We start from the raw sequence: 11,703 nt of genomic DNA, 5'->3' as shown, positions 1-11,703 counted from the left end.
GTCGGGGAACCGCGAACTATCGGGAGGGGCTGCCGGAGTCGATAGGGTGGGTTCGATGTCCAGAATCGACGAGTCTGCGAGCCGTGTGGCCGTGGCCGCCCTGCGGTCGAGACGGACGGTGGCGGCTGCGGAGTCGTTGACCTGCGGGCAGCTGTCGTCGGCGTTGGGTGCTGCCCCGGACTCCGCACAGTGGTTGCGGGGTGCGGTGGTTGCCTACAGTGCGGATGTCAAACGGCAGGTACTGGGCGTTCCGGAGGTTCCTGTGGTGTCGGAGACCGCGGCCCGAGCCATGGCGGTCGGCGTGCGGGTATTGCTCGGCGCGGACGTGGCTGTGGCGGTGACCGGGGTGGGCGGCCCCGATCCCCAGGACGGTGAACCGGCGGGATCGGTATGGCTGGCGGTCCACGCCGAGGGTGGGACGTGGGCACGGCATGAGCGCTTCGATGGCGAACCCGAAGACGTGCTGAGGCAGACGGTTGAGGTCGCGCTCGACATGGTGTGCGAGGCGATAGGCGAAGCCCCGAGCTGACCGCTACCGATAACGACGCGGTAGACGGGTAGCCCACCGATATCCACCGCCGAGCGAAGGAGCGACAGTGACCCGATTCGGATACACACTGATGACCGAGCAGAGTGGCCCGCGCGAACTCGTCCGCTATGCGGTCGCCGCCGAAGAGGCAGGATTCGACTTCCTGGTCAGCAGCGACCACTACGCACCATGGCTCGAGGAGCAGGGACACGCGCCGAACGCATGGACCACCCTCGGGGCCGTCGCGCAGGCGACACGGCACATTCCGTTGATGACCTACGTGACGTGCCCGACCATGCGCTACCACCCGGCGATTGTGGCGCAGCAGGCGGCGACGTTGCAGATCCTGGCCGAAGGGCGGTTCACGCTCGGGCTCGGAAGCGGCGAGAGCCTCAACGAGCACGTCATCGGTGCGGGCTGGCCCGGGCTCGAGGAACGGCTGGAGCGCCTCGCGGAGGCCATCGGCATCATTCGTGACCTGCACGCGGGTGGGACGCTCAGCCGACTCGGCCAGTGGTATCGAGTCGACGCCGCTAAGGTCTGGGACCTGCCGGACCGGCCGGTACCGATCGCGGTCGCGGTATCCGGACCACGATCGGTGCAGCGATTCGCCCCTCTGGCCGACGAGATGGTCAGCACCAGTCCCGACGCCGAACTCGTTCGGTCATGGCATCGCGTCCGCGCGAACGACTCCGCCGTCGCGCATTCCCGCGTGACCGGGCAACTGCCGATCAGTTGGGATACCGACCGCGACAAAGCAATTCAGCGCGCTCACGAACAGTTCCGGTGGTCGGCGGGCGGCTGGGATGTCAACTCCAACCTGCCGACGCCGGCGAGTTTCGCAGCCGCGACGCAGTTCGTGCGCCCGCAAGATGTCGCCGAGACTATCCCGTGCGGCCCCGATCTCGACGCCATCGTGGCGGCGGTGCGGCCCTACCAGGACGCCGGCTTCACCGACATCGCTGTCGTCGAAATCGGCGACGAACAGCAGGACCGGTTCCTCGCCGAGGCCGCCGAACCACTACTGGCGAAACTCCGTGCGGCCGATACCGGTTAGGTCATCCACAAGTGGTTGCCTTCTTGTCGCGCGATCTGCTTCAGGTAGTCGGATCCGGCTCGGAGCGTTCGGCGAGTTCGGCGATCAGCGGTTGTGCTGCATCGGGGATCTGCATATCGGTCCAGTGATAGGTGCTGGTCCGGTGGCCGTCGGTGAGGGTGAGTTCGTAGTCGAACTGATCCGGTATCGGCGGACGATGTGTCGGCGTGTCCTGCTCGAGCAATGTGTCGTTGAGCAGGTCCGTGATGACCGGCGCCTGCTCGGCGGGCAGGTCGCGCGCGTAGACCGAGGTTGTCATCTCTATTCCGGCGAGGCCGCCGCTTCGCCGGAATTCGAGATGTACGTCGGATGTGGCCATAGACACGATGGTATTCGGGGCCGTGCGGTTCAACGCAGCGGAACTTTCACAGCATCCCATGCAGATTCCACCGCGTGTGCTTCGGTGCTGATCCTCCCGAAACGGTAGCGGGCCTGTTTCAACGTCAATGCGGCGAAGTTGCTGAAGGTGGCGTTGGGTTTGAGCCCAGGATCGACGAGCGCGTCGTACCAGACTGTTCCCGGCGTCTTCCACGCTTCTCCGCCCAGCGTGGTGGCCAGCACATAAAAGGCGTGGTTCGGGATGCCCGAGTTGATGTGGACGCCGCCGTTGTCCCTGGTGGTCTGCACGTATTTGGACATATCGGCGGGTTGGTTGTCGTGGGGGTTGGCGGTGCCGGGGGCCTTCAGCGATCGCAAGGCGGGTGACAACAGCGGTCCCACGATGTCCGCGCCGATCAACCAGTCGGCTCGATCGGCGGTTTGGGCCAAGTGGTACTGCTTCACCAACGATCCGAACACGTCGGAGATGGATTCGTTGAGTGCGCCGGACTGGTTGGAATAGGTGAGATTCGCCTCGAACTGGGTGACTCCATGGGTCAACTCGTGCGCGACCACGTCGAGGCTGCGGGTGGTGTCGGTGAATACCTGGCCGCCACCGTCACCGAAGAACATGTGTCCCTGTCCATCCCAGAACGCGTTGTCGTAGTTCGTGCCGAAATGGACCATCGCGGCAATCGGCATGCCCTGGTCGTCGATCGAGTCGCGTTGGTAGACGTTCCAGTAGAAATTATAGGTTTCGCCGAAGTTGTCGTAGGCGGCGTTGATCGACGGGTCTGCGACCGGCGGCTGCCCCTCGGCTCGCACAAGCGTGCCCGGCATCGTCGCAGTGGAATGCCGCTGGTTGAAGATCGATCGCTGCGGTACCCCGTTCGATACCGCGCCGACCGCCTGTTGCGGTTGTGGTCCCTGTCGGCCGACGGCTTCGGCCCGCAGCATTCGGATGCTGTTGTCCAGATCCATGGATGCAAGCAGTTCTGCTCGCTGTTTCGGCGGGAGTTCACGTGCGACCGACTGCAGTAGGTCGGGTGGGAGTATGCACGCTGTTGGGTATCGCATTTTCGGCTCCGTTTCGGGTGCTGAGCGGTGGCTGATTCTGGGTGCGGGCGGGCCGGTTGGCGCGCGGCAATGGCTCGCTCGGAGTCGAGGTTTGCGAGGACCGTTTTGGCGGCTCTACGTTATCCGGGCGTCGATATCCGTCGAAAACGCTTCTGGCGCTGCCGATTTATGTCGTTGCCGTACGGTTGGGCAGAACAGCTGAGTGGCTTGTGCCTTACCGCCCAGACCAGCATCGACCTGCGCATTCATTCTCCGGCAGCGCATGGTCCCGGGCACGGGTAAGCGACTACTCCTTATTTGCTGTCGAAGCGACCAACCGGGTCGAGTAGCCGACGACAGAATAACTGTGGTCGGGCTGGTCATTTGGCTCGTTTGCCCCGTCGGTGTCGGTCCGGACACCGGTGCTGACCACAATGGGTGCGGCACGATCGAACGGTCAGCGGGCGTCGGCCCACTTTGCCAGCCAGCTTCCGTTTTCGATGGCGATGGCGTCCTCACAGTCGTCGACGAATTGCGTCCATCGCGGTGGATCGGTCGGAGATCCCGCCGTTCGCCAGTTGTCGAGCAGTCGCTGCAGCCGGTTTGCGGTCGCGAGATAGCTGACGACCAAGAAGTCGTATCGCTTGCTTGCGAGGAAGGCGACGAGCGAACCGCTCAGTGTGGTCAGGACGGCGATCCATGGTGCGATTCGGGTGGCGGCGTCGGCGCTTACCGCGGTATCGACCGAGGCCGCGATCGTGGCGACAAGGCCCAGCGCGATGGCGACCCGACGCAGGAATTGTGCTCGCGCGGAATAGCGTAGGGCCGACGGACGATAGTAGTTGGCGATCTGGCCTTCCACGCGTTTGCTCGCGTACTGCTCCGGCGACAGCGGCCCGGGTGCGGGTCCGGTGGTCGTCGCCTCGTCGAGGAAGCGCAGGAGATCCTCGGCGGCGTGTTCGAGCTCTTCGACTTCGGCCCGAAGCTGCGCGACCGTTCCCGGAATCGCGCGAAACCTGAAGATCTGCTGCCGCATTCCCTCCGATACTGCCCGGGCGCGGGTCCACCGCCGGACCGCTTCCGAGGTCAGAAACTGGGCTCCGACGTAGGTGGCACCTGCCAGTGCCGCCGCACCGGTGGCCGCGACGATGCGCGAGGGCAGCCCGGACTGGCGTAGCACCGTAGCCGTCAGTGCGGCCGCGACCGCTCCCCAACTGCTCAGGTACAGCACCGTCAGCCGGAGTCGGTCGATCCGCAGTTTCATCTGGGTGGCCGCATGAGACCAGCGAATCCGCTTCTCCCACAGGGCATTCACCAGCTCGTCATCGGAAGCGACTGTCATTTGCCCTCCTCACCGAAGATCGGCAGATTCGGGCATAGTTTGTGGTAGGGGATGTCCGGTGAGACCCAGCTGTTCCAGCGTTCCCGGCTCATGTTGTAGGTCATCTTGTCGCACAAGATGTCTTCTGAGGCAGCCGGGATGGGCCAGACACGGATGGTTCTGTCGTTACTCGTCGACACGACATCCTTGCCGTCGGGGCTGAACTCCACATCCGTTAGCGGTTGGCTATGTGCTGTGATGGCGGAACCGATCTGGCTGTGCTTTTCGACATCCCACAAACGAACGGTGCTGTCCCCGCCTCCGGTGACGATGGTTCGGCCGTCGGGGCTGAACGCGAGCTTGTTTACCCACCCGTCGGTCCGGATCGGATCGCCGATGGGATCTCCGGTCTGCGTGCGCCACAGCCGTACTGTCTTGTCCTGGTATGCGACGGCGAGAGTGCGGCCGTCGCGGCTGAACTCTATGTCGTTGACCCAGCCTTGGCCATTGAGGACCTTACCGATCTGCTGGCCCGAGTTCGTATCCCAGAGGCGGACACTCGAGTCCCGGTCGCCGATGGCTAATTGTCGACCGTCGGGGCTGAATTTGAAGGCATTCACCGCTGGCTGTCGAATGGGAACGCCGATCGGCTGCATCGTGTCGATGTCGCGTATCCGGATATCAGTACCGTTGTAGGTCGCGAGCTTTCGGTCGGCGACGCCGAGTGTCAGACGCTTGGTGTCCGGCGGTATGGCGATCGAGTCCCCGACCGGAGCACCGCTGGCCACGTCCCAGTGTCGCAGCGTGGTGGTAGTGACCGTCACGATCTGCGTGCCGTCGGAGCTGAAGTACCACTCAGGCGCACCCTCGATCGGGATCACCGGAGCCAGGCTTGCGCCGGTACGAGCATCCCACTGCCGCATAGTCGCATCGTCACCGTCGGACACGATCCGAGTGCCGTCCGGGCTGAATCTTGCGGCGAGAACTCCCCTGTCGTGCCCGCGGAGAACCTGTCCACCACTGGCGTCCCATTCGCGTATCGTTTCGTCGAAGCTGCCGGAAACAATGCGCTGCCCGTCGGGGTAGAAGGCAATCGCGCTGACCGCGAAGTCGTGTCCCACCAACGGCTCTCCGACCGGCTGGCCGGTCGCGGTATCCCACAGCCGCACCGTCTTGTCGTCGCTTACCGAGGCGAGCCGGGAGCCGTCGCGGCTGAACACCACTCGCTCGATAGCGGCGGTGTGGCCGCGCAGCGCCTCGCCGATCTGCTGGCGGGTATGGGCATCCCACAACCGGATCGTGGTCTCGTCACCCCCCGCGGCGATTCGGGTGCCATCCTGGCTGAACGCGACACTGCTGAACACTTCTCCGGGTACGCGTATCGGGTCGCCGATCTGCTGGCGGGATTCGGTATCCCAGAACCGAATCGTGCCGTCGAAACTTGCTGAGGCGACCGTGTCATCGATGCCCAGCGCGATGCTCACCACCTCCTTTTCGTGTCCGCGCATCGGCTCGCCGATTTGTTGGCGGGACTCGGCATCCCACACTCGCAGCGTCTTGTCTGAGCTGCCCGACACGATTCGGCGGCCGTCCCGGCTGAATGCGACGCTGGTGACCTGCGCTTCGTGTCCGCGCAGCGGTTCACCGATCGGTTGGCGAGACTCGGTATCCCACAGTCGCAATGTTCTGTCGAAGCTGGCGGTCACGATGCGTTTGCCGTCGGGACTGAACGCGACTTGCGATACCTCGAGCCTGTGCCCGGTCATGAACTCGCCGATGGGCTTCCAGGTCTCGGTGTCCCACAGCTGGATGTGCTCGCCTCGACTGGCCACGACGCGTGTGCCGTCGGGACTGAAGTCGAGGCTGCGGACGTAGCCCCCGTCGACGGGGATGATCTTGCGCAGGTTGCGTAGCTGATTTACTGCGCTGAGCAACGAGTATTCGCCGTTGTTGCGGTTCGGAAAACTGCGCGCGGCCAGCACACTCTGCATGGCGAGGACGTCATCGCTGACGCCGGGAAACGAACTGGACAACATCAGTTGCGAATTCGCGATCAACGCCAACGCACTCGCGTCCCTGCTGCGCGCGGTCGCCTCATTCTCCGCTCTCGACGCTTCGAGGAACAAAAACCCGGCGGCCAGCGCCGCGACAACGGCTATAGCCAACGCCACCCGCAGGATTCGCGAGCGCCGCCCCAGTACCCGGCTGTACTCCTGGGCCTTCTCCTTGGCCTGAGTTTCCGCGGTCGCCAACGCTTCCGCGGATTCCTGACGCTCCCGTGCCGCCCGCAGGTCGGCCTCGGTGCGCTGGTCCTCACACCGCCGCGAGGCGAGCAGGAACTCGCGCGTCGGGTTGAGCCGTTCCCGGAAACCCGGTTCGGCGGCCAGGGATTCGGCGCCATTGAGTCGTGTGCCGGTGAGCAGCCATTCGTCGCTTCGCGCGTTGGTCTCCCAGGCCTGCGCCGCCCGTTCCAACTCGTCGGCGCCCTTCAAGTCGGTGGCCTGCTCGCGCAACCAAGCGGCGAGCGTATCCCATTGGCGCAGTAAGCTTTCCAGCGCGACTTCGACGACAATCTCGCCGTCGCGCTCGTCGCGGACCAGCAGGCGCCTGGCGACAAGCGCTTCGAGCAGCGGGTGGCTGTCCGAAGGCAGGTCGAACCAGCGCGCTGCGCGCCGCATCGGCTGGTCGTTATCCGGATTGATCGTCGCCAGCCACGGCACGAACGCGGTTCGCAGCACCTTCAATTGTCGTTGCCTGACTTGGGAATCCACGACGAGCAGCTCGTCGATCTCGCACTGCACGACGCGGCGCAGCCCACCCATCGCCTCGTATTCCGCGAGCGTGATCTCTGCGTCGCCGTAGTCCTGGTAGAGCCGGGCCAGGGTGAGCGAGAGCAGCGGCAGCGTATCCGCGCCGCGCGACCAGTCGTCGAGCAGTCGGTCGACCAGGTCGGGCGCGAACGAGAGTTTGCTCCCGGCTTCCCGCGCGCGTCGAGCGGGCCCACAGATCACCTCCTTGAACTGCGCCTGCGGCATGGGTTTCAGATCGTCGAACGGGCGTACCTCCAGGGCGGCCAACTGCGGCGCGGTCTGCAGTGGCTCGTACCGGTCGGAGCGAATTGTCGCGATCGCGATCATCGGTGGCGCGTCGTCCGCGCCGAGCAGGCCGGCCAGCACACCGAGGAAGGCGCCCGCCTGCTCACCCGCGTCGACGCCGAATAGTTCCTCGGCCTGGTCGATCGGGAGTACAAGGGTGGGTGGCACGTCATCGGTCGGGTCGATGATGCGATCCCTGGCGGCCCGTTGCGCTTCGGTAAGCCACGCGCGCACCCGTGTGACATCACGAATTTCTTCCTTGATCACGCCGAGGCTCGGCGTATGCAGCCCTACGCTGTCGCGTAGGTCGTGAATCGAGTGGGCGAATCCGCCACCGCCGGTGAGCGCGTTTCGTTGCGGTCGGACGATGCCCATCGACAGGAAATGCCGGTCATCGCGATGGAGGCGTGGCAGCAAGCCCGCCCGCAGGAACGACGACTTACCGACGCCCGACGGCCCGAGTATGACGAACATTCGACCATCCCCGGAATTACGCATTCCCCGTATCACATTCAGCGCGCGGCCGATCTGGGTGTCGCGCCCGAAATACACGGCGGCGTCCACCTGTTCCAGCGACTGCCAGCCACGATACGGTGCGCGGTCCGGTTCGTCGGGCGGTGGCCAGGCAAAGGTGTCTGCCCCGATTCCGGCGGCACGCAAGCCGTCCCGGAGTCGCAACAGGCCATCGGTGCGGAATTGCACTGGCGGCGCCACACCGTCCACGGCGATCTCCGTTTTCGGACCGTCACCGAACAGGTCGCAGCGTTGCCATTCGCTGGTGATATCTCGGCCGGTCAAAGGCTGCAACCGAGCCGCAAAGATCGGCTTGTTCTGGTCCTCGGCGTGGCGGTATTCGACCTTGCATTCGCGCGATGCGTCCCAATTATCGGAGACCAGACAGATAACCGCTTCGCATCGATCGCTCGCGCGGCGCAGCGCCTCTTTCCACCGCACGCCTACCGGAATTCCGGTCTGCCGGTCCAGATCGAGAAATATCTCGCCGGTGAGGCCGGGATCGGCCTCGATCAACCACGCCTTGAGTGCGATCGCTTCACGATCGTCCCGGCTGGAGTGACTCAGAAAGACCCTGGACATCGTCCTACACCACCGTGCACAGATCCCGATTGAAGCCCACATCGAATATCGCAAGCGCCATACGAAAATCCTGCGCTCGAACAAAACGCCGCACGCGAGTATCGCCCTACTCGATACCGCCGCAGTCGGTCACACTGGCATCGGTGAAGCGGAGCCTGATATTCATGGCCGCGGTGCTGATCGTCGGGCTGGCGATCGAGTACGGTCGCGCCGACGGCCATTCGGGCGTGGCGGTGATGCTCGCGGTGGCCGCGGCAGTCTTGCTGCTCGATGTGGTCATCCGTCTGGGGCGCCACTCGCAGTGATGCGGTCAGCGCGGCAACGGGTCGTTGCCGTGCGATCATGTCACCGCGTCGCAGGCATCGATGCAGGCCGGAATCGACTGTGAGGAGGGCTAGTGCAGAACAACGGGGTTCGCCGGGCTACCGGCGTGAGTGCCAAGCTTGGTTTCATCGGTGCAATGGTGAGTGCGCTGGTGCTGGGGCAGCACACCGCCGCCAGCGCCGCGGAGACGACCACGTTCCAGCTCCCGCTCGTGAAAATTTCCCAATCATGGGGTATTCCAACGCAATTCAGCATCTACTTGACGGCGACTGTCGGCGACCGACCCGGAGTCACCACCTTCGGTGTCACCAACCCCGGCCCCTTCGGCGGTAGCACCATGCTCGACTCCCACGCCCGGATCCAGTGGTCGAACCTGACGACCGGAGCAGTCGGTGTGGTCGACGTGGCAGATCGGGAAACGGCGCAGCAGCCCTGCGACTGCGCCCCGGCACCGGTGCCAGTGTTCACCGGAGCAGGCCAGATCGTCGCACTCGCCACCGCCGGCGGCCTCGCCATCACCATCTCCTCGGGGTTCGGTAAGTTCACCGCCCTCTGAGCCCGACCGGACCGGTAATCGCTTGCGGCGATTACCGGTCCGGTCGATGGATGGAATCCGGACGTCTCAGGGACCATCGGGCAACGGCTCCTCATTTCCGTTGACCGACCGAAGAGCGAGGGTCTGTTTCGGTGTCCAGTAGATCCGGCCGTTTTCGAACTCCTGGTAGCTCCCGGTGTCGAAGGGGATTTCGTCGGATGTCGGCCAGCCGAGGGGTCCGTTCTCGAATCCGCTCCGACTCCATCGGTCACGGATTTCGCCGTGCACCCAGTACACCGGTCGGCCGTTGCGGTGGTAGAGCGCCCCGTTCTGGAAGCCCTCCACCTCGCCCCATTCCACGTCCTTCGGATCGCGCAGTACCGTGTTGTCGGTGATCGGATACCCTAAAGGCCCTGCTTCCCAACCAGTTTCGGCAAACTTGTCGAACAACGACGACGGGATCGGATGCGCGCCGGTAGAGGGATGCCAGTAGATGTATCCATTCTTGAATTGAGCGAAGCGACCGACGCCGTCCGCTGTCTTCATTTCGCCGTTGGTACCGAGCCGCGGGCCCAGCCACGGCGACGCCGCCGCCTTCGCATCGATTTCTCCGGCCAACGCGGCACCGGAGAATTCTCGGACGTGGCTTTCGAAGACGTCCCACGGGAAGTTCGGGCCGACATCGGTATGGGTGCCGATCCCCAGGCACTCCGTCACATATTTGTGGTCGGAGATGCCGTCGCGCCGTGTGTACGGTGGCGCGATGACATCGGTGGCGAAGCCGTACTTCTTCGCGTCCTGAACAGCCAGCCAGGCGGCTATCCGGAGGTCTTCGTCGATGGCCATCCATTCGTCCCTCGACCATGACGCCCGGCTGCCCGCGAAGCAGAGATTGATCGTCTGCGCGTTGGCATCCAGGACCGACCACGACGCGTAATCCGTATCGACGACATCGCAGACGATTCCATTGCGCAGCGTGTAGTGATACGAGGCGCCGTTGGCCGTGTTGTTGAGATATGCCGCCAGCGATTCGGCCGTGCCGTTACCTTCCTGGGTGTGCAGCAGGAAGTTCGTGATGCGAGCCCCCCAGCGCTCCGACCGGGAGTTTCCCATTCTGTCCAATTCGGTGAATATGGGGGCGTTCACGGCGTGTTCTCCTTGTGCCTGAGTGCGTTGGATGGACCATTGCCCGAAGTCGGTAGCCAAGATGTCGTTGACGTCGACCGAGCTACCGTCGATGACGGGGCCAGGATTGGACGCGGTATCGATGACGCGCTGATAGAGGACGGCCTCGGGTGTGTCGAGCCGGTTGCCGGACCACGCGCGCGTCTGCCAGGCCCAGAACCGGCCTTCGGAAGTCCGGCCGAGGACACCGTCTTGGATGGCCCAGGCGCATACCTTGGACGAGCCGTAGACTCCGGTCCACTCCCGCCCGATCGCGTCGTTGACGCCACGGAAAAAGTTGACCGCCTGGTCGTTCCATTGGTCCAGCGAAATGTCCTCGTCCACTGCGAAGAAGATCGGGCACCGGTCGTGCCCGCCTGCGGCGGTATGGATTTCCCTGGCCTGCAGGCCCATCCGATGCCCGCCGTCGTAGCCCGTGGTCCAGTCCGAAGGTGCCTGCGGATTACTGGGCTTGCCGTACTGCCATATCGAAGCGATGTCGAGCCCGGCAGCCCGGACACTGTCGGCATATTCCCTGGTCACCGGCTTGGCGCCGAAACTGGCTCCGGGTCTGCTCGGTGACACGTAGACCAGGACAGCACTGTGTCCGGCTGCCTTGATGGCGTCGGGATCGATCAAACGCGCGGCGAAATCGACTGCGGTGGACATGCGGGGAGCTCCATTGGTCGAGGGTGGCGGGTCCGCGGCTTCGGCCAGCAGCGGCAGCGGGTCGAGCCGGTCCGAGCCGGGTGGCACCCAGACATGCCGATGCCACTCGAGGTGCAGATGCGGGGCGACGCCGCCGTTGGATGCGGAATCGGGATTGATGCGGGCGATCCGCTGCCCGGCTTCGACCCGGTCACCGACCGCGACTTCGCGAATCACGTGTCCGTACACGGTCGTGCCGCCGCCGTCCTCGGCGGGATGGTCCAGGACGACCCAGCCGGCGGGGTCGGGTCCGCCGAACCCGTCGGCCGGACCCGCGAATACCGCCGTGCCGGCTTGAACCGCGTAGACGGGTAATCCGCCGCTGCCGCCCGGCCAGCCGAGATCGAGACCCCAGTGGAAACCGTCGTCGCGGGGACCGAATCGGGAGGTGACTATGCGGCCACGCGCCAAGGGCCAGTACCTGGTCATGTCGTCCCCTCCGAGAAGTCGTAGCCGACCGGC

General features: G+C 64.7%; 9 protein-coding genes. 4 read left to right on the top strand and 5 right to left on the bottom strand.

Annotated features, from left to right (window positions below; all coding sequences use genetic code 11):
• Positions 1-55: 55 nt before the first annotated feature.
• Together ACIBW7_RS35710 and ACIBW7_RS35705 are read left to right on the top strand one after the other, a co-directional pair.
• Complete coding sequence (locus tag ACIBW7_RS35710; RefSeq protein ID WP_397054226.1) at positions 56-529, top strand: CinA family protein; 474 nt, start codon at positions 56-58, stop codon at positions 527-529.
• Between the two features lie 67 nt (positions 530-596).
• Entirely contained in the window at positions 597-1,586 is a 990-nt protein-coding gene (locus ACIBW7_RS35705) for a TIGR03557 family F420-dependent LLM class oxidoreductase (RefSeq protein ID WP_397054224.1), read from the top strand.
• 40 nt (positions 1,587-1,626) lie between these two features.
• Here ACIBW7_RS35705 and ACIBW7_RS35700 read toward each other — a convergent pair whose 3' ends face one another.
• The 4 genes from ACIBW7_RS35700 to ACIBW7_RS35685 all read right to left on the bottom strand — a co-directional run bounded on the left by ACIBW7_RS35700 (position 1,627) and on the right by ACIBW7_RS35685 (position 8,510).
• Positions 1,627-1,944 (bottom strand): protealysin inhibitor emfourin, encoded by a 318-nt coding sequence (locus ACIBW7_RS35700; RefSeq protein ID WP_397054222.1) that lies wholly within the window; start codon positions 1,942-1,944, stop codon positions 1,627-1,629.
• A 29-nt stretch (positions 1,945-1,973) separates the two neighbouring features.
• On the bottom strand, positions 1,974-3,020 hold the full coding sequence (locus ACIBW7_RS35695; RefSeq protein ID WP_397054220.1) for a M4 family metallopeptidase: 1,047 nt from the start codon (positions 3,018-3,020) through the stop codon (positions 1,974-1,976).
• Positions 3,021-3,456: 436 nt separating this feature from the next.
• Complete coding sequence (locus tag ACIBW7_RS35690; RefSeq protein ID WP_397054218.1) at positions 3,457-4,341, bottom strand: DUF4231 domain-containing protein; 885 nt, start codon at positions 4,339-4,341, stop codon at positions 3,457-3,459.
• Positions 4,338-8,510, bottom strand: a complete 4,173-nt coding sequence (locus ACIBW7_RS35685) for a TIR domain-containing protein (RefSeq protein ID WP_397054216.1) — start codon at positions 8,508-8,510, stop codon at positions 4,338-4,340. The genes ACIBW7_RS35690 and ACIBW7_RS35685 overlap by 4 nt, the downstream gene beginning before the upstream one ends.
• A gap of 143 nt (positions 8,511-8,653) precedes the next feature.
• On the opposite strand from ACIBW7_RS35685, the gene ACIBW7_RS35680 reads away from it, so the two are divergent.
• The gene (locus ACIBW7_RS35680; protein ID WP_397054214.1) at positions 8,654-8,815 is read left to right on the top strand and encodes a hypothetical protein; all 162 of its coding nucleotides are present in this window, start codon (positions 8,654-8,656) and stop codon (positions 8,813-8,815) included.
• 125 nt (positions 8,816-8,940) lie between these two features.
• On the top strand, positions 8,941-9,390 hold the full coding sequence (locus ACIBW7_RS35675; protein WP_397054212.1) for a hypothetical protein: 450 nt from the start codon (positions 8,941-8,943) through the stop codon (positions 9,388-9,390).
• A 66-nt stretch (positions 9,391-9,456) separates the two neighbouring features.
• Here ACIBW7_RS35675 and ACIBW7_RS35670 read toward each other — a convergent pair whose 3' ends face one another.
• On the bottom strand, positions 9,457-11,670 hold the full coding sequence (locus tag ACIBW7_RS35670) for a glycoside hydrolase domain-containing protein (RefSeq protein WP_397054210.1): 2,214 nt from the start codon (positions 11,668-11,670) through the stop codon (positions 9,457-9,459).
• Positions 11,671-11,703 lie beyond the last annotated feature (33 nt).

Source organism: Nocardia sp. NPDC049526 (assembly GCF_044465765.1).
Lineage (GTDB): Bacteria > Actinomycetota > Actinomycetes > Mycobacteriales > Mycobacteriaceae > Nocardia.
The sequence above is the reverse complement of the archived record's forward strand: the minus strand, read 5'-3'. Positions and strand labels throughout refer to the sequence as shown.